Origin of the sequence: Gluconobacter sp. GP1 (assembly GCF_032913585.1) — a bacterium.
In the GTDB taxonomy this organism is placed as follows: Bacteria; Pseudomonadota; Alphaproteobacteria; order Acetobacterales; family Acetobacteraceae; genus Gluconobacter; species Gluconobacter cerinus.
In genome coordinates this window covers 116599-137336 of record NZ_JASGXC010000006.1, presented here as the reverse complement: position 1 = coordinate 137336, position 20738 = coordinate 116599, and the positions used below count along the sequence as shown (strand labels likewise).

Below are 20738 nucleotides of genomic sequence, written 5' to 3'. Positions count from 1 at the left end.
GCTTGGGGTTTTCGTTCGTCCACCCGACGCAACCGTCAGATGGCCGGCAAGGTCGCCACGGACATTGATCACTTTGTTGATGCATCCCGCTGGTTGTCTGAAGAAGAACGCGCATAAAGAGCAACTGTCATGGCGGTCTGGCTGCCGGAAAGGCAGAGCCTCAGACCATTATGATTGATGTGACTTACCTCAAAGGCACACCGTGCGGCTTCGAGCCTGGGGCTAAAAAAGGGATCCGGGCCGTCTGGTGCCGCTGCCCTGCTGGGCAGCCTTTCTGATGCACAATGGATGCTGGGAGACCGGGGTTATGACACCAGCCGGTTTAGGGATGCCCTGGAAGAGAAAGGCAGCATAAAGCCCTGCATTCCAAGACGAAGATCTCACGAGAGACCTGTCAAATACAACAGGCAGAAATACAAACGCCGCAACCGCATCGAAATCATGTTCGGAAGGCTTAAGAACTGGCGGCGGGTCGTACCCCGCTGCTACGACAGATCCCCGCATGTCTTCTTCTCAGCCATTCGCCGCGTCGCAACCGTCATGTTCTGGATATGAGCCTTGGGCCTAGGCTGAAGATTAGAAAAATCCGTGCCCGCCTGAAAGGCCGGATACGGTTCAATGTGGCTACAGAAGGATCGATTTGATTTCAGTGCAGTTTTTTTTAATATCGAGATGAATTATAAAATGATCAATCTTTAGCATCGGAATTATGATTTGCCTTGGTACTTCAGAAAATAAATGGAAAAATTAGATTGAATTTAAGGAAGAGAAAAAATACCTTAAAATTATTTTGTAAATAAAACTAATATATATACTACAAAATTGGCTTAAAAATATATGATACTATTATGAAATTTATAATAAATAATGTAAACTATTTAATTTATATTGATATAAAATTCCAAATGAGAATGTATATTATTTTTATAAACAGTTATATTGAACTTATTTTTGTTATCTACTTTCTTTTGGTGTATGGATGGCGAATCAAGATAACGAAGAGGATCATCCCGTGGCGATTAAAGACCCTAAAGTCATCGAGCATCTGAACACGCAGTTAACCAACGAGTTGACGGCCATCAATCAGTATTTTTTGCACGCACGTACATTGCGGCACTGGGGTGTGACGCTACTCGGTAAGAAAGAATACGAAGAATCCATTGAAGAAATGCATCATGCCGATTGGCTGATCGAGCGCATTCTTTTCTTGGGTGGTTTGCCCAATGTTCAGCGTCTAAATCAAATTTTGATTGGGCAGAGCGTTGAAGAAATTCTCGAATGTGATCTGAAGCTTGAGAAGAAAGCTCTTGAAGATCTTCGTGAAGGTATCGCGTATTGTGAGAGCGTACGAGATTATGTTTCCCGCGACCTTCTTCTTAAGATTCTTGTAAATGAAGAAGAGCATGAAGACTTTATTGACCGTCAGTTTGACCTGATTAAGCAGGTCGGAATTGAGCGGTACATTCAAACAAATTCTGCCGCAGCACCTGATCAAGACTAAGTTCTTTGAAAATGCCCGGAAATCCCGGGCATTTTTTTTGATTTAAATTAGCAGTACACGTTTTGCGTTGTTGGCTGTGCGGTATTGGTATTTGCCAGACCGAGATTTCTCCGCTCCTGAATGGCTTGCTTTAAAAGGCAAACCATTCCTGGAACGCAGTTCCCACACTGAGCACGGCACTTCTTGGCAGTGTAAATTTCCGAGGGTCGAGATGCTCCGGCATTAATCGCCGACTCGACGTCTTTGTGGGAAAGTGCGTTACATGAACAAATGATCATGAGCTGCTCGTGGCGTCCTATCATGAGGCAATAATTTTCTATACGCCAAATGAGATTAGTTCGCAAATGCAGTTCGATTAAAATTTTCTTATGTTGTCTGGCCTATGTTTTGAGTGCTCCAACGCTGCACAACTGGCCTGATGGCGAAGTTACTGTGAATGCGGATCACACCAGGAAGGCGAGAGAGTTCTTCTTTGTGGATGCGTTCGTAGTCTGCCAGGTCCCGGGCTGCCACATGCAGAAGATAGTCTGCTTCACCAGTCATCAGGTAGCACTCACGAATGTCGGCGCATTCCTTAATGCGGGCTTCAAAGCGTCTTAGAGCTTCGTCCGTCAGGCGCTCCAAGGTTATCTGTACAATGACTGTTGTCAGGTTATGTACAGACCGATCGTCGATGACGGCATGATAACCTCGGATGACGCCTTTCTCTTCAAGCATTTTGACACGTCTCAGGCATGCTGAGGGTGAAAGACCAACGCGTTCCGCGAGGTCCGCATTGCTCATACGGCCGTCATGTTGCAGAAGGCGAAGAATGGATTCGGTGGTGCGATCGAAGATCATGTCACAATTTTCCGTCTTCCTTGGTTATATGCTGCATATATAACGTTTGAGACTGAAGAATATGCTGAATTTATGCAGGAAATTTCATTTCGATTTGCGATAGAGTGACGTATGACGATCTTATCAGCTCCTCACCTTTGGCCTGCCTCCCGGGCGGGTGCCACTCTTACAGTTGATCTCAAGGCTATAGCCAAGAACTATCGCTTTTTGAGGGATAGGGTGGGAACGGCAGTTTGTGCCGCTGTTGTGAAAGCGGACGCCTATGGGTTGGGTGCTGAGCAAGTGGCACCTATTCTTGAACGGGAAGGCGCAAAAGAATTCTTTGTCGCTCATGTTGATGAGGGAATCGCTCTACGTCAGATTGTCTCACCCGAGACCCGAATTACGGTTCTGCATGGGCCACGGCCGGGGGCGGCAGCTGAGTGTGTCTATTTCGGACTTCGGCCTGTTCTCAATAGTCTTGAACAAATAGATCTTTGGAAACGCGAGGCTGCGCGAGAGGGGGCCGTTCTGGAGGCTGTTATCCAGCTGGATAGTGGGATGTCCCGCTTTGGTCTCTCATGGGCGGATGTCAGGAAGCTTTCTGATGATCAAACTCTTTTGGACGGAATCAGTCTTGGGTTGTTGATGAGCCACCTGGCTTGTGCGGACGATCCAGCCAGTGCAGCCAACCAAATCCAGCGCCAAAGATTTCGGGACATGGCGGCCTTAATGCCGGCAGCCCCTTTGAGTCTCTCGGCTTCTTCAGGAATATTCCTTGGTAAGGAGTACCATATGGATTTGGTTCGGCCTGGCGCGGCTCTCTATGGAATCGCTCCTAACGCTGAACTGCCTAATCCCTTGCAGCAGGTTGTTTCTCTTCACGCCCGTGTTCTTCAATTGCGGGATGTGGAGGTAGGCGATGCTGTTGGGTACGGCTTGACCTACCGTCCTGAGAAACCGCGCCGTATTGCGACTGTGGCCGTGGGATATGCAGACGGTTTTTCCAGGCATAATAGCGGGACAGGTTGTGCATGGCTGGGAGATATTGCCCTCCCTATTGTAGGGCGTGTTTCTATGGATTCCTTGGCCTTGGATGTTTCAGCCGTTCCGGAATCTCAGCTGCACGCAGATATGTATGTTGATTTGATCGGGCCACGCAGAAGCGTTGATGATGTGGCCGCATCTGCGGGAACTATCGGATATGAAATTTTGACTTCTCTAGGTGGGCGATATTATCGCGAATATGTGGAGTAGAGTCATCCGATTGAGGGTGTAATTCCGTTTCAATGATTGACAGGGCTGTTTGAAAGACCCAAATACACGAATGAGCATCGCAAGTTGTTCAAGTGCCCTTTCTTTTGCGTTGAATTCGGAAAATTCATGTATCTCCGCCGCGATCGTGCCCTGACAGCTGTTTCAATCATGTTGGATGTTGCTTTTCACGCGGGGCGTTCCGGTGTGGTGAGTGGCGCTGATATTGCCAAGCGGGGTAATATGCTGCGTCGCGGGATCGAGCCTGTTCTTCAGGCTCTTTCGAGAGAAAAACTTCTGGACAGTGTGCGAGGGCCTAAAGGCGGGTATCGGTTGGGGCGTCCGCCACGAACGATTACGGTGCATGAGATTGTTCAGGCCGTTACCGAAGAACACGCCCCCGATGGGGAAGCAGCCAATCCGTTAATAGAGAAGGTTCTTGAACCTTTTTGGGCTTCAATGAATGTTGAGCTAGCCAAAAAAATGGAAGCTGTGACCTTGGAAGGGTTGTTGCGTCAGGCTGAGGAAGCGGGAATGCAGCGACCTAATCGAGCTCCTATATCCTTCTCAATATAACTAAAAAAATTAGTTATAAAAAATTATCACTAAAATTTGCTGATTGAGGTTGGAGAATTCACCATAATGGATCATTATTTGATCCGTTATGGTGAATTTTTCGTTGCTACGCTCAGTCCTTTTTCATTCGCTGCATTACGTTGAGAAGGTCTTCGGAGCTTCTTTTGATGTCATGCAAGGGGAAACCTGCGAGTTGATGGTTTATCCTATGTCAGTTTCGTTCCTGCGGGGGGCATTATGAAACGACCAGTTCGTGTTGGAGCAGGTGAGAAGCTTGTTTTGACGGCTAATCGCCTTCTGGACGGAAGAATCGTCTGGCGCGATCATGATGGACATTGGGCGGCTCGAGTTGGGGCAGCGGAAAAACTGGATGCTGACGCCGTGAGCGATGTTCTTGAGGGAGCGCAGGCGCGTGCCCAGCAGGATGGTGTCGTAGGTATATATGAAGTGGCTGTACGCGACGTTGATCCTCCGGAACCTGTGACGGTGCGTGAGCGAATTCGTGCGCATGGTCCAACTGTACATCCGGAATTTTCAGTGGAGGCCGGGCAATGAACGCTCCTGTTGGCCATTACCAATATGATCAGATTGACCGCGATTTTCTGGCCGCTCGCATTGACGAGTTTTCCGGGCAGGTAATGCGCCGTATCGATGGAAGCTTGAGTGAAGACGAATTCAAGCCGCTGCGGCTGATGAATGGTCTGTATCTTCAGCTTCACGCTTACATGTTGCGGGTCGCTATTCCATATGGAACGATCGACAGTCAGCAGATGCGGATGTTCGCGCATATCGCACGTCGGTACGATCGTGATTATGGGCACTTTACCACGCGTCAGAATATTCAATTTAACTGGATAAAGCTGGAAGAAACTCCGGACATTCTGCGCGATCTGGCGAAGGTGGACATGCATGCCATTCAGACCAGCGGAAACTGCATCCGGAATGTGACGTCTGACGAATTTGCTGGTGCGGCTGCGGATGAAGTCGTGGATCCGCGTGTGCATGCGGAAATTCTGCGTCAGTGGTCCACATTGCATCCCGAATTCACGTTTTTGCCGCGGAAATTCAAGATTGCTATTTCTGGCAGTCCGAATGACCGGGTTGCTGCTCGTTTCCATGATATTGGAATTCTGGCTCGTAGTGGCGCGGACGGGCGTCCTGTCTTCCGGATCTTTGTGGGAGGAGGCTTAGGCCGCACGCCCATTATCGGGCAGGAGATATTTGACGCTGTGCCTGAAGAGCGTCTGCTTGCAACGCTCGAAGCGATTGTCCGTGTCTATAATGCGCACGGACGTCGCGACAATATTTACAAGGCACGGATCAAGATTCTGGTTCAGGCTCTGGGCATTGACGCTTATCGTGAGGCTGTCGAAGCTGAGTTGCAGCAGATGGATCTGGAGCATTACCGTCTGACACCTGAAATGGTGGATGCGATCCGCGCGCGTTTTGCTGTTCCGGAACTCTCAGCCCCGGATAACGCCTCTCAGGAGCTCTCAGCCAGACGTGAGGCTAATCCGGAGTTTGATCTTTGGGTTCGAAGCAATACGCATCCGCACCGTGATGCGGGTCATATTATAGCGGTTGTTTCGCTCAAGCCTGCCGGAGGAATTCCGGGAGATGCCACGTCTGCCCAGATGGACTGTCTGGCCGATTTGGCTGACGCATATTCCTTTGGCGAACTGCGGATTACGCATCTTCAGAACATTGTGCTGGGACATGTTCGGCAGGACCGGCTGTATGATCTGTGGCAGGCTCTGAAAGAAGTGGATCTGGCATCTGCAAACATTGGTCTGATCGGGGACATCGTGGCATGCCCAGGGCTGGATTACTGCGCTCTGGCAAACGCACGTTCCATTCCGATTGCCCAGAAGCTGGGTGCCCGGTTCGGGGATGCCACCTTGCAGGCAGAAATCGGCGCGCTACGGATCAATATTTCAGGCTGCATCAATGCATGTGGCCATCATCACGCGGGTCATATTGGTTTGCTGGGTGTGGACAAGCGCGGGGAAGAGTTCTTCCAGATTACTTTGGGCGGCCGGGCAGAGAACGGGGCCTCCATTGGAACCATTCTCGGGCCAGCGCTTCCGGAGGACGATACGGTTGATGCGATTGCCCGGTTGGTGGATTGCTACCTCGGTATAAGGCAGAGGGGCGAGACGTTCCTCGATACGTTGGATCGACTCGGGGACGTTCCTTTCAAGGAGGCAGCTTATGAAACTGTTTGAGCTGAATGAGCGTCCTGCCAAGTTTCATGAGGCATTGGTAACGCTTTCAGAGTTGGCAGAGAATACAGAAGCACGTGCTGTTCTTCTGGATATTGCTGATGATGCGACGGCGCTGAAACCGTATCTCAACCGGCTTGAACTGGTTGTTTTGTGCTTTCCGATCTTCCGTGATGGGCGTGTGTTTACGCAGGCGCGGGAATTGCGGGAGTACCTCCGCTTTTCGGGAGAAATTCGTGCGGAAGGACATGTCCTTCCAGATCAGGCGGCCTTCCTCAAGCGGTGTGGCGTAGACAACGTTGTTTTGCCGGAGGGAAGTGACGTGGAACTGTGGGAAAAACAGCTCCATCGTTTCCCGGTAGCATATCAGCGATCTGTTCTGCCTTTTCGTCCTGTTGAGGGCGGCCTGCGGATTGAAGAAGATTCCTAACGGGTTCCGAACCATCCACGGCGCCAGAACCAGAAGAGCGGCAGGATGGTGGATAGAACCATCAAGGTAAGGCCGTAAGGGTAACCATATTTCCAGGTAAGCTCCGGCATGTCCTTGAAGTTCATGCCGTAGATGCCTGCGATCAGCGTTGGCATGATCCCGATTGAGCTGGCGACGGTGAGGACTTTCATTCCGTCGTTCTGTTCGATGCTGATGAAGCCCAACGTCGCATCCAGAAGGAATTGGACCTTGCTGACGATCTGGGCATCGAAGTCGCTCAGGGAAGCGATGTCGCGGCCTGCGACTTTGAGGCGTGATTTGAATGTGTCAGCCGGCGTTGGTGATTTCCCGGCAGTATCTCTGGCAGGAAGAGGAGACGTGCCCTGATCCTTGGCCTTTTGCAGGCTTTGGCTGATGTAATCTTCCAGATAGATACGAACACGGTCGATGCCGAGGAGACTGTCCCGGACTGTTGAGGCCAGATCTCCGGCATATCCGAGGCGGCGCAGGGTTTCGCGAAGCATGGCGCCCACGCGTGCGCGATCGCGCGGTTGCTCGGCGTTGAAGACGCGGCGGGAAATGGTGTCGAGAGTGCGCCCCAGGCCTTCGAGGATATCAGCCAGACGGTTGATAATCTCTTCGAGCAGTTCAACCAGCAGTTCCGTTGAAGACGGCGAGACCTTGCCTGCCGGATATTCGGCCAGCTTTCCTCCTACGAGATCAAATGCGAAATAATCCGTATAGCGGACCGTGATGATTCTCTTTTCCGTCAGGATGAAACCGACGGGTTTGGAAAACGAGACGTCATCCGCACGGCGTACAAGGGGAGTGGAGAGATAGAGGCAGTTGTCCCGTTCATAATGGCGGGATGAGCTTTCGATCTCTTCCAGTTCTTCCATTTTGGGAATGTGAACCCCAAGGAGTGTCTCGGCTTTTGTAATTTCATCATGTGTTGGATTGATGAGGTCAATCCAGTTCGTGGCATTGATATCGACGTCCGGGCCGATCTCGCGGGCCGGTGTGCCGGCGGGCCGGGCGAGAAGCATCAGAGAAAGATCCTTGGTCGGAGGCAGGAGGTGTTCTGACTCATGTCTTGAGGATGCGCTCTGTGCAAGGGGGCTGCCGAGAATTCGGTAAGGGTGGTTTCTTAAAAATGGTGTGGATGGACGTTCCCGTCTGGCCTTGGTATCGCTGGTTAGCCCTTTAAGCGGAACAGAGCCCGGTATGACGACCCCTTTATCTTCCTTGTCTAACTCCCTGCGTTCCGGACCGGACGAGCGTGGCCGGTTTGGCGTCTTCGGTGGACGCTTTGTTGCGGAAACGCTGATGCCTCTGGTTCTTGAACTGGAGGAGGCGTATCGCGCGACGCAGGCTGACCCAGCGTTTCGTGAGGAGCTGGACTACTATTACCGGGACTATGTTGGCCGTCCGAGCCCGTTGTGGTTTGCGAAGCGCCTGACGGAAGAGTTGGGTGGTGCAAAGGTTTATCTCAAGCGTGAGGAGCTGAACCACACAGGTTCGCACAAGCTCAACAACGTCATGGGGCAGATCCTGCTCGCCCGACGGATGGGCAAGACACGGATTGTGGCTGAGACGGGCGCTGGCCAGCATGGTGTGGCGACGGCGACGGTTTGTGCGCTCTTTGGGCTGAAATGCGTCATCTACATGGGCGCAACTGATGTTGAACGTCAGAAGCCCAACGTGTTCCGCATGCATTTGCTTGGGGCTGAGGTAAAGCCGGTGACGGCTGGGGCCGGGACACTCAAGGATGCCATGAATGAAGCCATGCGCGACTGGGTTGCGAATGTGGCGGATACATATTTTCTGGTGGGCACGGTTGCGGGGCCGCATCCGTATCCTGAGATGGTTCGTGATTTTCAGTCCATTATTGGTACGGAAGTGAAGGAGCAGATTGTCCGGGCTGAGGGGCGTCTGCCGGATGTGATTGTTGCGGCCATTGGCGGCGGCTCAAACGCAATGGGGATTTTCCATCCGTTCCTTGATGATGCGGATGTGCGTCTGATTGGTGTGGAGGCTGCTGGGCTTGGACTGGATTCTGGCAAGACGGCGGCATCTATTTCCCGTGGGCGCTCGGGAGTGCTCCATGGTAACCGGACGTATCTGCTTCAGGACAAGCATGGTCAGATCGAAGAGGCGCATTCGATCAGTGCGGGGCTGGATTATCCGGGGATTGGGCCGGAGCATTCCTGGCTGAATGATATTGGCCGTGCCGAGTATGTTGGTGTGACGGATCAGGAGGCTCTGGATGCGTTCCAGCTTCTGACGCGGACGGAAGGCATTATTCCGGCTCTGGAGTGCGCCCATGGACTGGCGCATGTCATGAAGATTGCGCCGGAGATGCCGAAGGACAAGATCATCGTGTTGAACGTCTCTGGCCGTGGAGACAAGGATATCTTCACTGTGGCGAGCCATCTGGGAGTGAACCTGTGAGCCGTATCAAAGCCCGTTTTGAAGCCCTCAAGACGGAGGGACGGGGTGCACTGATTCCGTATCTTCAGGCGTTTGATCCGGATTATGAGACCTCGCTTGAGCTGCTTAAGGCGATGCCAGCTGCGGGGGCGGATCTGATCGAGATTGGTGTGCCGTTCTCCGATCCTTCAGCGGACGGTCCGACGATTCAGGCTGCGGCACTGCGGGGGCTGAAAGCCGGCGCGACGTTGGGTGGCGTTTTGGAGATGGTTCGGTCTTTCCGGGAGACCGATGCCGAGACGCCGATTATTCTGATGGGATATCTGAACCCGATTGATAGCTACGGGCCAGCGGAATTCTGCTTTGATGCGGTTCAGGCGGGTGTGGATGGCATCATTGTCGTGGATATGCCGACGGAAGAGGCGGATCTGCTGGATGCCCATGCGCGGGCGGCTGGGCTGGATATCATTTCTCTCGTGGCGCCGACGACGTCCCGGACGCGTTTGTTCCATGTGCTGAAAGATGCCTCAGGCTTCGTGTATTATGTGAGCATCACGGGGATCACGGGGACGGGGAGTGCCAGTCAGGCGCAACTTGAGGAAGCTCTTCCGAAGATTCGGGAAGCGACGGATCTGCCGGTTGCGATCGGGTTCGGGATTTCGACGCCTGAGCAGGCGCGGGCGGCATCCCGGATTGGTGATGCGGCTGTTGTGGCGTCTGCTTTGATCAAGACGATGGCGGAGACGTTGTCTGAGGGGCAGGCGACGGAAAAGACGGTTCCATCCGTATTGAAGCAGCTTATTGAGTTGTCTGCGGCCGTTCGGGGTTGAAACCTGTTTCGGGTGGTGAATTTGGAGCGCATCAGGGGTCTCTCTGATGCGCTTTTTTTATTTGCAGTCTGATCAAGTGCGATTGCGCAGTGACATGCCAAAAAGAATGGCAGATGCCCCAGCCATCAGAAGCTCGATGGCAATCAGGGTTCCGATTAGCCACAGGCCTGACCACGGCAGTGTCATGTAGAGAAGGATGCCAATCAGGAGCGTGAAGACGCCACTGACGGCGAGGAGGCCCCAGCCACCTGTTGTGCGGTGCCCTGCGGCCCAGAAGGCACGGCTGAGGCCTGCGAAGATCAGACAGCCTGCAAGGATAGCCGTAATGAAGACCGATCCGGTAGCGGGCTCTTCGATGAGGAGAAGGCCGCCAAGAATGTAAAGTCCGCCGATCAGGCCGGAAAGCCACTGGTTGGGCAGGGGGAGCCCGCGATGCGCGAAGCTCTGCATGATTTGGGCGATTCCACCGATGATGAGCAGAACGCCCAGAAGGACCATGCTGGCAAGCGTTGTGGCGATCGCATCAAAGGCTGCCAGAAGCCCCAGGACGACCAGGAAGGCTCCCACGCCGATGAACCATCCGGGCTTCAGGCCTGACTGAGGGGAGAACTGCACGGTATTGAAACTGTCGGACATTGGGGTTTCTCCGGACGGGAACAATGGCCCGTCTGTTCACTGATTTTGCCTGATTAAACCGCGAGGACGCTCAGTGGTTGCAGGTGATCGCGGTGCGTGTTCCTTAAGGGAGATGGTGCCATATTTTTGCGAGGCTGGGCACAGTTCTGTATGGCAAGGCTGGCATAAATGTGCTGGCAACGCTAAAACGCGGCGATTATGAATGGCCTGTACAAGAGCCTTTTCCCATTCTGGCCTTCGTCCCGAAGGCAGGCAGAAAGTAACGAGACGACATGAGCTGGCTGACCGATTACGTCCGACCCAAGCTGCGTGGCCTGCTTCAGCGGGACGTGCCGGATAATCTTTGGACAAACTGCGATTCCTGCGGGCAGATGATGCTCGTCAAGGAAATGGAGCGTTCCCAGAAGGTGTGCCCGCATTGTGGGCATCATATGCGTGCGACGGCAAAAGAGCGTCTGGCCTGGACGTTCGATGGTGGCGAATATACGACTATCGAGCTGCCGAAGATGCCGGTTGATCCGCTGGGGTTCAAGGATTCCAAACGTTACACTGATCGTCTGAAGGACGCGCGGAACAAGTCTCATCTTGATGAGGGGCTTGTGGTCGCTCATGGCCGAATTCAGGGGCAGAAGGCTGTGGTGGCCGTCATGGCGCCTGAGTTCCTGTTGGGAACGATGGGAGCAGGTCTGGGTGAGGCTTTTGTGGCGGCCTGTCGTTTGGCTGTTCTTCAGAAGGCCCCGCTGGTGATTTACACGGCTTCCGGCGGTGCGCGTATGCAGGAAGGCGCTGTCAGCCTCATGCAGATGCCGCGTACGACGATTGGCGTGCAGATGCTTCAGGAAGCTGGTCTGCCCTATATCGTGGTCTTTACGAACCCGACGACAGGGGGCGTATCAGCGTCTTTCGCAATGCTGGGTGATATTCACATTGCTGAGCCGAATGCGCTCATTGCTTTTGCTGGTCCTCGTGTGATTCAGGACACTGTGCGCGAGAAACTACCGGAAGGTTTCCAGAGGTCCGAGTATCTGCGTGAGCACGGGATGGTTGATATTGTTGCAAAGCGCTCCGAGCTGCCTGAGCTTCTGGGGCGCGTTCTTGGTATGCTGACTCGCCAAAAGGCGGCTCCGGACGTCGCTGCCTGATGGGTGCCCAGAAGGGGGAGCCGGTCCGTCTGGCTGGTGAATATCAGGGACGGCCGGGCGAGGTTCTTGCCCGGTTGCACCAGTTATATCCCAAGCTGATTGATCTTTCTCTTGGGCGGCTGGAAGTTCTTCTGGCTAAGCTGGGTCATCCCGAACTGCACTTGCCGCCAGTCATTCATGTTGCTGGTACGAACGGCAAGGGGAGCACATGCGCCAATCTGCGGGCCATTGCCGAGGCAGCAGGTCTCCGTGTGCATGTAATGACCAGCCCGCATCTTGTGAGCATTACTGAGCGGTTTCGTCTGGCAGGGAAGCTGGTTGACGAAGATACGCTGGTGGATGCTTTTGAAGAGGTTGAGCGCGTTAATGCAGGTGCGCCCATTACCGTCTTCGAGGTTTTGACGGCCGCAGGTTTTCTTCTTTTCTCCCGCATCCCTGCTGACCTTGTCATTCTTGAAGTGGGTCTCGGTGGACGGCTGGATGCCACAAATGTGGTTCCTAAGCCTGCTGCGTGTGCCATCACGACGATTAGTCTGGATCATCAGGCCTTTCTGGGAGAAACGCTAGAGGCCATTGCTGGTGAAAAAGCTGGGATTATCAAGCCTGATGTGCCCGTCGTTGTCTCTCCGCAGGCTCCAGAAGCGTTGAATGCCATTCGGTCGCATGCGGAGGCATTGAAGGCGCCTCTGTGGAGCCTGGGACAGAATGTGCACGTTCGAGTGGATGGTCTAACGCTGCATTATTCTGACCCGCAAGGTAGCCTTGAATTGCCCTTGCCGGGTTTGAAGGGGCCGCATCAGGCAACAAATGCAGCTCTTGCGATTGCGGCTTTGCGGGTGTCTGGGCTGAATATCCCCTTGAGTGCGTATGGGGGTATTGCCAGAACTGACTGGCCTGCCCGGCTACAGCGATTGCATGGAACGCTTGCTGCTATGCTGCCAGATGGGTGGGAGCTTTATCTGGACGGTGGCCATAATCCTGGTGCAGGTGAGGTGCTGGGGGAAGTGCTTGATGGTTGGAAGGATCGACCTGTTCACATCATTGCCGGGGTCAAGCAGAGCAAGGACGTGAGTGGATTTCTCAAGCCCCTCTTGGCGCGTGCAGCCAGCGTTCAGGCGGTTGCGGAAGTTGACCAGCATCTTGCCACGCCTGTGGAGGAGCTTGTTGCTGCGTCCGGGGGAATCGCAATCGCTGGGCCGACGATTGTGAAAGCTTTGGAGCGTTTGGCCGAAAGTGGGCAAGAGCCCGCACGCGTGCTGATTTGCGGTAGTCTTTATCTTGCAGGCGTTGCTCTTGCTCAGGATGGCTGGGTTTCCGTCTGAGCGAAGTTTTGTCGGACCAGGTCATCCCATTCCTGCATGATGGTCTGGTCCGGCATCCTCGCATCCGCTCTGGAATACCAGTAGCGGGCGTTGGCCAGATCTCCTTCCTGTCGGTGAAGAAGGGCGTGAATACGGTCGTTTGGTCGTATGCCTTCGGCTGATTGCACCAGTTCGTGTGCTTTGGCCCAATTCTGTTTTCCAATCCACCAGAGGGCTGTTTGAGGAAGAGACAGGCCGGTCGGCGGACTGGCGTTCTTAAGGCTGTCGTAGAACTTCTCTTTTGAGATCATGTCCCGCGTCCTGATGTAGCGATTGAGAGGCTGACAGGACTGAAAACGTTTTGTCTCGGCAGGAGATGCACATTGAGACGCTGCTTCTGGAGGATGCTGATGGTAAAAGACTGTCGTGACTATGATCGAATCCTTTCCTTCTCCAGCTGCGTCTGACGCGTCCTCTGATGATGGGGGGCTAGGCGCGCTCCTGCGTCGTTCTCCGCCAGCGAATATCGCGGCAGAGCAGGCGCTTCTCGGAGCTATTCTGACCAATAACAAGGCCTATGAGCGGGTCTCGGATTTCTTGGAGCCCGAGCATTTTGCCGACTCGGTGAATGGCCGGATTTATGAGGCTGTGGCCCGTCGCATTGAGCGTGGCCAGCTCGCTGACCCCGTTACGATGAAGGCCGAATTCGAGCACACGGGTGTGCTGGATGCTGCGGGCGGACCTGCGTATCTCGCCAAACTTCTGACCGCTATGGTGGGGATCGTAAATGCCGGGGATTATGGTCGTGTTGTTCACGACGCATGGGTCCGGCGTCAGCTCATCGATATCGGAGAGACAGTTGTAAACAATGCTTTTGGAGCGCGCCCTGATCTGGATGGTAGTGATCAGATTGCGGCTTCTGAAGAAGCGTTGTTCAAACTGGCGACTGAACGTGGTCAGGAGGGCGGGTTTGTCTCGTTTGGCAAAGCCCTTACGGGAGCTATTGATGTTGCTGAAAAAGCATTTCTACGGACGGGCGATGTTGTTGGCCTGACGTCCGGACTGCGAGATCTGGATAAAAGGACGGGTGGGTTGCATCCGTCTGATCTTTTGATTCTCGCTGGGCGTCCGGCCATGGGAAAGACGGCGCTGGCAACAAAAATTGCGTTCTCGGCGGCGCGTTCGATCATGAGAGACGCTGAAGAGCGTGGAGAAAAGCCTCACGGTTCGGTCGCCATCTTCTCTCTCGAAATGTCATCTGAACAGTTGGCGACGCGTATTCTGTCTGGCGAGGCAGAAGTATCGGGTGAAAAAATTCGTCGTGGTGATATCGGACAGAAAGAGTTTGATCGGTTTGTCCGGGTGTCTCGTGAATTGCAGAAGCTGCCACTTTACATTGACGATACGCCGGCTATTTCGCTTTCCGCGATGAGAACGCGATGCCGGAGGTTGGCGCGAACGCAGGGGTTAAGCTTGGTAGTTGTGGATTATCTGCAATTGATGCGTCCTGCGATTGGGACCAAGCCGGACAGTCGTGTGTTGGAAATTTCAATGATTACACAGGGCCTGAAAGCGATTGCGAAAGAGCTGTCAGTGCCGGTTATCGCATTGTCTCAGCTGTCTCGTCAGGTTGAATCCCGCGAAGACAAGCGACCGATGCTGTCGGATCTTCGTGAGTCTGGCTCTATTGAGCAGGACGCGGATGCTGTGATGTTTGTGTATCGTGATGAGTATTATCTGCAGCAGCGGATGCCCAAAGATAGTGCTTACGATAGCAATGAGAAGTTTCAGGCAGCGACTGAAGAGTGGCAACGGAAAATGGCCCTTGTGCATAACAAGGCTGAGTTGATTCTTGAGAAGCAGCGACATGGTCCGACTGGAATGGTCCAGTTGTACTTTGAGGGAGAATATACCCGGTTCGGAGATTTGGATACGATCCACGAATAAGAATTGGAAAGCGGTCTTCGGACCGCTTTTTTTATGTCCGAGTATCACCCGAGATCGAATTTCGAAACGGGAATTAACATCCAAGAAATGTCTGCTTTCCAGATTCACGAAAGGCGTCAAAGGTTGGCAACACTTTGTTGCATTCTAATTTTTGGTACAGAAGCGAGTTAAAAAAAAATCGGTTCCGCAATGTGATGCAAGTTACGGAAACCAACAGTTTTCATCATGTCAGAGTGCTGTGAGAGGCGGGTGGTTAGGGGCCACGTTTCCCAAGCGGGGAGTACACGCAAGCTCCGCAATGGCAATGAGCCATATTTGCTTCTTGACCTAGTGGCATATTGCCATTAATTTATCGTTAATCGGCGGTTGTCGTGGGGATGGCTGCTGAGGAAGGAAGGGGGCCGGTTGATGCGTTGTGTTTCGCTGATAGCTGGAAACGTTTCTGATTTGTTCATTCCATCGCCGAGGCAGGCTTGCTGCACTACGACGAATGGGGGAGCGTTCGAATGCGCATTGAAGTCAGCGAAGACACTATCAGTGCAGATCCTCGTCCGGTCTCGTGGGCTGATCAGGTATGTCGGAAGTCGTGCTTTTGTCCCTGTCGGGAGCCATGTCTTGCCGCTGGAGCACCAACTCTGGGTGCAGGGCAGCCAGCCGCAGGGCCAGTTCTTCGTCGGTACGACCGTTCAGGACGCCTTTCAGAAGAAAATCTGTCGAGACGCGGAGGCGGTTCGAGAGAGCGGCGATGAGGAAGACGCTGGGCGCGCGATCGCCACGCTCAATCTTGTTGAGGGTGGAGGCATCTACTCCCAGGAGTCTGGCACATTCGCTCTGGTTGGGAATAACGAGTTCCCTGGCCCAGGCGATACGTGTTCCGATAGCTCGCTGGAGGATAGTCAGGGAGTCCGAGCGCTTGTGTTTGGCCATGTGGCCTTTTTAGCAATGGCTTTATGCCAAATCCAGAAGAAGTTTTTTTTCTTATTACCTATGGCATTTTGCCAAAAATCAAATTTGCAGCATGAAGGAAGTTAGAATGAGGCAGATGAGTGAAAGCCAGACTCCTCGTCGGGTATCTGCCAGCGCCATTGCAGCCATGTTGGCGGCTGACAGTTGGAAGCCTCTCCATAAAGAGGCGCGTAATCGTTCGATGCGCAAGGCTAAAAAGATTGCAAAGGTATCGGGCGGCACTCCGAAAAGACTGGTCGTGGATCGTGAGAGCGCTGAGGCTCTGCCGCCAGGGCACCCTGTGAGCTGGAACGCTTTGTGGGGCGCTGATCGGGTTCCGCAGTTTCCTGTTTTGGCTCCGATGGGGGCTTCTGCGATTTGGGAAAGTATCCACTGATGCAAACGTTAATTCGGGAAATCCCTCCAGTGACCATTGCCCGCCATATGAAGCCCACTCCAGAACGCTTTCAGCATCATGAAATCGTGGAGCGAAATGGGGTGCATCGTGTCGTTAACACAGTGCATTCGATGTATGAGGCGGGCGACATTGGGGACGACGAGGTTTCTGCTGCAGATCGGTGGTACCGGGAGTATCTCTTTGCAACGATTGGTATTGTGGAAGAAAAACCGTCAGATGGCCGTTTTCGTGAAAAGGGCGATGTGCACACGTGGATGATTGGCCGTGGCAAGTGCTCGGTTCGGATTTCGGAAATTCGTGAGAGGTTGGGATTGTGTGGGCACGTGCGTCTTGAAATGATGCTGGCACGAGAAATGTCTTTTTCTGCGATGGCACGTCATCTTTATCCCGGCCTTTCTGAAGGACGGGCGCGTATGAAAATTTCGGCACAATGTGCGTTGCTTCTTGAGCAACTTTCGTATGCGTACGAAAATATGAAGAATAAAATTTAAATCTCTCAGAAAAGTATTGAATTTCGAACGCGATTATTGCATAAGAAAAGTACATTGAAGATATCTTATTTCAAAAGGCCAGCTCAATTTTGAGTTTGGCCTTTTTTATTTGGAAGAGTTTCTAGTGTTGGAACGATTTCACATTTCTTCCGGATCAGTTGTCCTTTCCGGTCACCAAGTTATGGTTGTTATTCTTGGGGATGGTTTAGATGTCGTCGCGTGCCCTTTGGTGAATGCTGAGGAAGCGCTTCATCGGGCAGATTGTTCTCTTGAATGGCATGAATTGGTGGACGCAGGGCTCACGCGGCTTGATGTGCGTTGTCGAGCTATTCCCTGTCGGCGAAAAACTCTTTCGTTAAAGGCCCTTGGATGCGTGAGCGAGGCGACCAGAAGCCGTTTGGAAGTTATGGCGCAGCGGGAGCAGCGATTACGATTACAGGAAGTTCCCAGAACACATTTTCCAAGGAAAAAGCCCATACATGCTGGGCAAAAACACGAGGCTTGGCTTGATGGATGGTCATTGAAAAGCCGACGTGAAGCAGAGCTTCGGATTGATTGACGCTCAGAGTCGGGAAGGGAATGGACAAATGAGCGAGACACAGAGTGAGAAGCAACGGATACGCCATGGGCGATCTCGCCAGCGCAAGGAACAGTTTCTGAAGCATCTTGCTGCCAATGGAAATATCTCTGCAGCTGGCCGTTTTGCAAATGTTCAGAGAAGCACGCTGTATCATTGGAAAGAGACGGACCCTCACTTCGCATTTCTTTGGGATGATGCTTTGGAGGAAGCGGCAGATGCCTTGGAAGCTGAAGCCCGGCGTCGCGCTGTCGAAGGATATGACGAGCCAATTACCTATGGTGGAAAAATTATTTGCAACCCCGAGACGGGAAGCCCGCTCGTCAGGAAAAAATATAGTGATGGTCTGATGGCGTTTCTTTTAAAGGCACATCGACCGTCTCGTTTTAAAGCCGGACATACCGAAGACCAGACAGGTTCCATTTCCATCTGTATCAGCCATGACGACAGCGCCCTTTAGGCTGAATGATGCACAAAGCGAGGCTGTTCGTTTGTTGGGAGGGCCTGCCCGTCATATTTTATTAAGGGGCGGCTCACGCTCAGGCAAAACGTTTGTGTTGATCCGAGCCGTTGTTATTCGAGCGTTGAAGGTTCCAGACAGTCGTCATGGTATTTTTCGTCACAGATTAACGGCTCTTAAGGCGTCTGTTTTGCGGGATACGTTCCCAAAGGTCATGCAGTTCTGTTTTCCGCGGGTTCGGTGGAAGCTGGATCGGCAGGACTGTGTCGTGACGTTCTCCAATGGGTCTACCATTCTATTCGGCGGTTTGGATGATGAGCAGCGTACCGAGAAAATTCTGGGTCTTGAATTTGCGACAGTTTATCTGAATGAGGCGAGCCAGATCAGTTATGGCGCGCGGAACATGTTGCTGACGCGCCTGGCGCAGAAATGTGACTTGGTGAACCGTGAATATATTGATGCCAACCCGCCGAGTGTTGGTCATTGGCTTTATGCGCTTTTCGAGTTGGGAATAGAGCCGAAATCGGGGCAACCCATGTCGGATCGTTCCTTATATGGCACGATGATTCTTAATCCGCATTCTAACAGGGATAATCTGGGAGAGGATTATCTTGCAGCGCTGGAAGCGTTGCCGGAACGGGAGCGGCGACGGTTTCTTCATGGCGAATACCAGGTTGCTGTTGAAGGGGCGCTTTGGCGGATTGAGTCGTTCAGACGCGAAGCTGCTGTTGCGGCTCAGACGCGGATGGATATCGCTTCACGCATGCGGCGTATTCTGGTGTCGGTTGATCCTTCGGGAGCCTCTGGTCCGGAAGATTATCGATCGGATGAAATCGGAATTGTTGTCTGCGGCGTGGATGCTGATGGTGTCGGACATGTTCTGGAAGATCTTTCTGCCAGAGACAGTCCGGCAGGATGGGCGGCACGGGCATTGCATGCTCTGGATGACTGGCGGGCGGAGCGGATTGTTGCCGAACGAAATTTCGGTGGCGCACTGGTAGAGAATACCATTCGGAGTGTGCGAGCGACTGCGCCGGTTCGGCTGGTCACAGCAGCGAGAGGCAAGGCTGCGCGGGCAGAGCCTGTGGCGGCGCTCTATGAGATTGGCAAGGTGGTTCATCACGGGCGCTTTGAAGCGCTTGAGGATCAGCTCTGTCATTTTTCAGTCAGTGGATATCGAGGGCCCCGGTCTCCGGATCGGGCGGACGCGATGGTCTGGGGACTGAGTGAACTGATGCTGTCTGGCAGCAGCAGTATGGCGGGCTGGAGCCCGTCAGCATTTTCGTTGGCGCGCTGACCAGCTTCTAGGCTGCACGCGGGCTTTAGCATTGGAGAATTCATGGACTGGTTGTCCCTGCAACGGCGGTATGCCGTGCCGGCGGGTGCGTCTGCGCGCACAGCACGCCTGCTGGCGTTAAGGCGCGTGCTGGACGGTACGCAATATGATGCCTTGCCTCATCCGTTCTCGCTGGAACGATCAGGGGCGGGGGAATACATTCCGCTTTCGAATAGACGACCATCTGTCCGGAGTAATTTATGCCGAACGGTTGTCGATGAATCCGTCTCGTTACTTTTTGGCGATACGCACTGGCCCAGTTTGATTACGGATGATGTGCGGGTTGCGGAAGCCATGAGTGTTTTCGCCGCACAGACGCGTTTAGCATCACTGATGATGGAGGCCGCAACGTGTGGTTCCATTGGTTCTGTGGTGGTTCTTTTTGAGGTGTCGGCCGGCGTGCCGAAGCTTTCGGTTCTTGATACGGCTTATCTGACGCCGGTCTGGGATGATGCCAGTGGCGAACTTCTGCGTGTTGAGGAACGGTTTCTTGTTCGAGGGCGGGACCTTGCTGCGCAGGGTTATCCAATTGGCGAAGATCTATTGGGTGCGCAATTCTGGTGGCAGCGGATTTGGACACCAATGGATTGTGCAGTTTCCGTACCCTGGCTTGTCGGGATGGATGGCGGGGTGCGGGATGAAAGCCGGTCCGTGCGCCATGGGCTGGGTTTTGTGCCGATTATCTGGATCCGCAACCTGGGGGGTGTACATGGGCGCGACCCGGAAGGAGAGTGCACTTTTGAACGGGCGATCGATACGGTCATTGAGGCGGACTACCTTCTGTCTCAGGCTGGGCGGGGTCTGAAATATGGCTCTGATCCGACGCTGGTTTTGAAAACTGGAGGTTTTTCGGATGGTGTGGCTCACCAAGGCGGAGCGTCGTCGGCTCTGACGTTGCCTCCTGAAGGGGATGCCAAGCTTCTGGAAATTAACGGCAATGCCGCAGGGGCCGTGCTCGAGCACTATCGGGAACTGCGGCAAATTGCGTTGGAGCAACTGCACGGCAACCGGGCGCATGGCGATCGGATTTCAGGCGTGCAGTCTGGCAAGGCCATGGAAATGATGTGCCAGCCTCTGATCTGGCTGGTGGATCGGCTGCGGCATTCTTATGGCGAGAATGGGCTTTTGGCCGTTTACCGAATGGCCTGCCGTTTTTCCTGTGTGCTGGAAAACGGTCTGCGGTTGGGTGGGGCTTTGGTGAAAGACCTCCCTTATTGTCGCATGGCATTGAGGTGGCCCGCCTGGTTTCCTGCAACGGATCCGGAGCTTCTGTCGCTGTCGCAGGGGCTGGTGACGGCTGTTTCCAACGGGATTCTAAGCCGAGAGACGGCTGTCAGAATGTATGCGACGGCGTCTGGGAATTCTGACCCTGGGGCAGAATGGCGTGTGCTTGAACAGTGGGTTGCGCCGGATGAGGCGTGAC

22 protein-coding genes and 1 pseudogene are annotated in these 20738 nt (G+C 53.4%); 17 read left to right on the top strand and 6 right to left on the bottom strand.

Translation table 11 applies throughout. The features are described 5' to 3' along the window. Window positions 1–134: 134 nt before the first annotated feature. Together R5H23_RS13875 and bfr are read left to right on the top strand one after the other, a co-directional pair. A pseudogene (locus R5H23_RS13875) lies at window positions 135–555 on the top strand (transposase); the annotation flags it as partial. Between the two features lie 457 nt (window positions 556–1012). Beyond that, window positions 1013–1501, top strand: coding sequence for a bacterioferritin (bfr, locus tag R5H23_RS13870; protein ID WP_086633061.1), 489 nt, complete (start codon window positions 1013–1015; stop codon window positions 1499–1501). Window positions 1502–1548: 47 nt separating this feature from the next. Here bfr and R5H23_RS13865 read toward each other — a convergent pair whose 3' ends face one another. Together R5H23_RS13865 and R5H23_RS13860 are read right to left on the bottom strand one after the other, a co-directional pair. Beyond that, complete coding sequence (locus R5H23_RS13865; RefSeq protein ID WP_215767352.1) at window positions 1549–1779, bottom strand: bacterioferritin-associated ferredoxin; 231 nt, start codon at window positions 1777–1779, stop codon at window positions 1549–1551. Window positions 1780–1867: 88 nt separating this feature from the next. After that, window positions 1868–2341, bottom strand: coding sequence for an Lrp/AsnC family transcriptional regulator (locus tag R5H23_RS13860; RefSeq protein WP_086633062.1), 474 nt, complete (start codon window positions 2339–2341; stop codon window positions 1868–1870). A 111-nt stretch (window positions 2342–2452) separates the two neighbouring features. On the opposite strand from R5H23_RS13860, the gene alr reads away from it, so the two are divergent. From alr to R5H23_RS13835, 5 genes are all read left to right on the top strand, one after another. Next, entirely contained in the window at window positions 2453–3577 is a 1125-nt protein-coding gene (gene alr / locus R5H23_RS13855; protein WP_215767284.1) for an alanine racemase, read from the top strand. Window positions 3578–3703: 126 nt separating this feature from the next. Beyond that, a complete protein-coding gene (locus R5H23_RS13850; RefSeq protein WP_064274282.1) occupies window positions 3704–4150 on the top strand; it encodes an Rrf2 family transcriptional regulator in 447 nt (148 codons plus the stop codon). Between the two features lie 237 nt (window positions 4151–4387). Further along, a complete protein-coding gene (locus tag R5H23_RS13845) occupies window positions 4388–4705 on the top strand; it encodes a DUF2849 domain-containing protein (protein WP_317215794.1) in 318 nt (105 codons plus the stop codon). Further along, window positions 4702–6375 (top strand): nitrite/sulfite reductase, encoded by a 1674-nt coding sequence (locus R5H23_RS13840; RefSeq protein ID WP_317215793.1) that lies wholly within the window; start codon window positions 4702–4704, stop codon window positions 6373–6375. Before R5H23_RS13845 ends, R5H23_RS13840 begins: the two co-directional genes overlap by 4 nt. Next, window positions 6362–6802 (top strand): DUF934 domain-containing protein, encoded by a 441-nt coding sequence (locus R5H23_RS13835; RefSeq protein WP_317215792.1) that lies wholly within the window; start codon window positions 6362–6364, stop codon window positions 6800–6802. Before R5H23_RS13840 ends, R5H23_RS13835 begins: the two co-directional genes overlap by 14 nt. Here R5H23_RS13835 and R5H23_RS13830 read toward each other — a convergent pair. After that, on the bottom strand, window positions 6799–7848 hold the full coding sequence (locus R5H23_RS13830) for a CorA family divalent cation transporter (RefSeq protein WP_317215791.1): 1050 nt from the start codon (window positions 7846–7848) through the stop codon (window positions 6799–6801). The two genes, R5H23_RS13835 and R5H23_RS13830, sit on opposite strands and share 4 nt — an antisense overlap. Before the next feature lie 178 nt (window positions 7849–8026). On the opposite strand from R5H23_RS13830, the gene trpB reads away from it, so the two are divergent. Together trpB and trpA are read left to right on the top strand one after the other, a co-directional pair. Continuing rightward, complete coding sequence (trpB, locus tag R5H23_RS13825) at window positions 8027–9253, top strand: tryptophan synthase subunit beta (RefSeq protein ID WP_211501442.1); 1227 nt, start codon at window positions 8027–8029, stop codon at window positions 9251–9253. Continuing rightward, complete coding sequence (trpA, locus tag R5H23_RS13820; RefSeq protein ID WP_317215790.1) at window positions 9250–10062, top strand: tryptophan synthase subunit alpha; 813 nt, start codon at window positions 9250–9252, stop codon at window positions 10060–10062. Before trpB ends, trpA begins: the two co-directional genes overlap by 4 nt. 72 nt (window positions 10063–10134) lie before the next feature. Here the strand turns inward: trpA and R5H23_RS13815 are convergent, their stop codons facing one another. Then, window positions 10135–10698 (bottom strand): HdeD family acid-resistance protein, encoded by a 564-nt coding sequence (locus tag R5H23_RS13815; protein ID WP_086633070.1) that lies wholly within the window; start codon window positions 10696–10698, stop codon window positions 10135–10137. A 272-nt stretch (window positions 10699–10970) separates the two neighbouring features. On the opposite strand from R5H23_RS13815, the gene accD reads away from it, so the two are divergent. Next, window positions 10971–11840: an acetyl-CoA carboxylase, carboxyltransferase subunit beta gene (gene accD / locus R5H23_RS13810; protein WP_086633071.1), complete on the top strand. Its 870-nt coding sequence runs from the start codon at window positions 10971–10973 to the stop codon at window positions 11838–11840. After that, window positions 11840–13162: a folylpolyglutamate synthase/dihydrofolate synthase family protein gene (locus R5H23_RS13805; RefSeq protein ID WP_211510247.1), complete on the top strand. Its 1323-nt coding sequence runs from the start codon at window positions 11840–11842 to the stop codon at window positions 13160–13162. The genes accD and R5H23_RS13805 overlap by 1 nt, the downstream gene beginning before the upstream one ends. On the opposite strand, the gene R5H23_RS13800 is transcribed toward R5H23_RS13805, so the two are convergent. After that, window positions 13138–13452: a hypothetical protein gene (locus R5H23_RS13800; RefSeq protein WP_211510246.1), complete on the bottom strand. Its 315-nt coding sequence runs from the start codon at window positions 13450–13452 to the stop codon at window positions 13138–13140. The genes R5H23_RS13805 and R5H23_RS13800 overlap by 25 nt on opposite strands. 121 nt (window positions 13453–13573) lie before the next feature. Between R5H23_RS13800 and R5H23_RS13795 the strand changes: the two genes are divergently transcribed. Beyond that, entirely contained in the window at window positions 13574–15088 is a 1515-nt protein-coding gene (locus R5H23_RS13795) for a replicative DNA helicase (protein WP_046900301.1), read from the top strand. Window positions 15089–15622: 534 nt separating this feature from the next. Here R5H23_RS13795 and R5H23_RS13790 read toward each other — a convergent pair. Further along, window positions 15623–16015: a helix-turn-helix domain-containing protein gene (locus R5H23_RS13790; RefSeq protein ID WP_046900300.1), complete on the bottom strand. Its 393-nt coding sequence runs from the start codon at window positions 16013–16015 to the stop codon at window positions 15623–15625. A 106-nt stretch (window positions 16016–16121) separates the two neighbouring features. Here R5H23_RS13790 and R5H23_RS13785 point away from each other — a divergent pair, with 106 nt between their 5' ends. The 5 genes from R5H23_RS13785 (at window position 16122) to R5H23_RS13765 (ending at window position 20737) form a co-directional block, all read left to right on the top strand. Then, window positions 16122–16430, top strand: coding sequence for a hypothetical protein (locus R5H23_RS13785; RefSeq protein WP_064274272.1), 309 nt, complete (start codon window positions 16122–16124; stop codon window positions 16428–16430). Further along, complete coding sequence (locus tag R5H23_RS13780) at window positions 16430–16942, top strand: hypothetical protein (RefSeq protein ID WP_317215799.1); 513 nt, start codon at window positions 16430–16432, stop codon at window positions 16940–16942. Before R5H23_RS13785 ends, R5H23_RS13780 begins: the two co-directional genes overlap by 1 nt. Before the next feature lie 587 nt (window positions 16943–17529). Further along, window positions 17530–17979 (top strand): hypothetical protein, encoded by a 450-nt coding sequence (locus R5H23_RS13775; RefSeq protein WP_317215789.1) that lies wholly within the window; start codon window positions 17530–17532, stop codon window positions 17977–17979. Then, the gene (locus tag R5H23_RS13770) at window positions 17960–19276 is read left to right on the top strand and encodes a phage terminase large subunit (protein ID WP_317215788.1); all 1317 of its coding nucleotides are present in this window, start codon (window positions 17960–17962) and stop codon (window positions 19274–19276) included. Before R5H23_RS13775 ends, R5H23_RS13770 begins: the two co-directional genes overlap by 20 nt. A gap of 42 nt (window positions 19277–19318) precedes the next feature. Then, window positions 19319–20737 (top strand): phage portal protein, encoded by a 1419-nt coding sequence (locus R5H23_RS13765; protein ID WP_211503379.1) that lies wholly within the window; start codon window positions 19319–19321, stop codon window positions 20735–20737. The last annotated feature ends 1 nt before the right edge of the window (window position 20738 follow it).

Coding starts and splice junctions, on each gene's coding strand:
- R5H23_RS13865 (WP_215767352.1), bottom strand. CDS start 1,779: ATGATCATTTGTTCATGTAACGCACTTTCCCACAAAGACGTCGAGTCG.
- R5H23_RS13860 (WP_086633062.1), bottom strand. CDS start 2,341: ATGATCTTCGATCGCACCACCGAATCCATTCTTCGCCTTCTGCAACAT.
- alr (WP_215767284.1), top strand. CDS start 2,453: ATGACGATCTTATCAGCTCCTCACCTTTGGCCTGCCTCCCGGGCGGGT.
- R5H23_RS13850 (WP_064274282.1), top strand. CDS start 3,704: ATGTATCTCCGCCGCGATCGTGCCCTGACAGCTGTTTCAATCATGTTG.
- R5H23_RS13845 (WP_317215794.1), top strand. CDS start 4,388: ATGAAACGACCAGTTCGTGTTGGAGCAGGTGAGAAGCTTGTTTTGACG.
- R5H23_RS13840 (WP_317215793.1), top strand. CDS start 4,702: ATGAACGCTCCTGTTGGCCATTACCAATATGATCAGATTGACCGCGAT.
- R5H23_RS13835 (WP_317215792.1), top strand. CDS start 6,362: ATGAAACTGTTTGAGCTGAATGAGCGTCCTGCCAAGTTTCATGAGGCA.
- R5H23_RS13830 (WP_317215791.1), bottom strand. CDS start 7,848: ATGCTTCTCGCCCGGCCCGCCGGCACACCGGCCCGCGAGATCGGCCCG.
- trpB (WP_211501442.1), top strand. CDS start 8,027: ATGACGACCCCTTTATCTTCCTTGTCTAACTCCCTGCGTTCCGGACCG.
- R5H23_RS13815 (WP_086633070.1), bottom strand. CDS start 10,698: ATGTCCGACAGTTTCAATACCGTGCAGTTCTCCCCTCAGTCAGGCCTG.
- accD (WP_086633071.1), top strand. CDS start 10,971: ATGAGCTGGCTGACCGATTACGTCCGACCCAAGCTGCGTGGCCTGCTT.
- R5H23_RS13805 (WP_211510247.1), top strand. CDS start 11,840: ATGGGTGCCCAGAAGGGGGAGCCGGTCCGTCTGGCTGGTGAATATCAG.
- R5H23_RS13800 (WP_211510246.1), bottom strand. CDS start 13,452: ATGATCTCAAAAGAGAAGTTCTACGACAGCCTTAAGAACGCCAGTCCG.
- R5H23_RS13795 (WP_046900301.1), top strand. CDS start 13,574: ATGATCGAATCCTTTCCTTCTCCAGCTGCGTCTGACGCGTCCTCTGAT.
- R5H23_RS13790 (WP_046900300.1), bottom strand. CDS start 16,015: ATGGCCAAACACAAGCGCTCGGACTCCCTGACTATCCTCCAGCGAGCT.
- R5H23_RS13785 (WP_064274272.1), top strand. CDS start 16,122: ATGAGGCAGATGAGTGAAAGCCAGACTCCTCGTCGGGTATCTGCCAGC.
- R5H23_RS13780 (WP_317215799.1), top strand. CDS start 16,430: ATGCAAACGTTAATTCGGGAAATCCCTCCAGTGACCATTGCCCGCCAT.
- R5H23_RS13775 (WP_317215789.1), top strand. CDS start 17,530: ATGAGCGAGACACAGAGTGAGAAGCAACGGATACGCCATGGGCGATCT.
- R5H23_RS13770 (WP_317215788.1), top strand. CDS start 17,960: ATGACGACAGCGCCCTTTAGGCTGAATGATGCACAAAGCGAGGCTGTT.
- R5H23_RS13765 (WP_211503379.1), top strand. CDS start 19,319: ATGGACTGGTTGTCCCTGCAACGGCGGTATGCCGTGCCGGCGGGTGCG.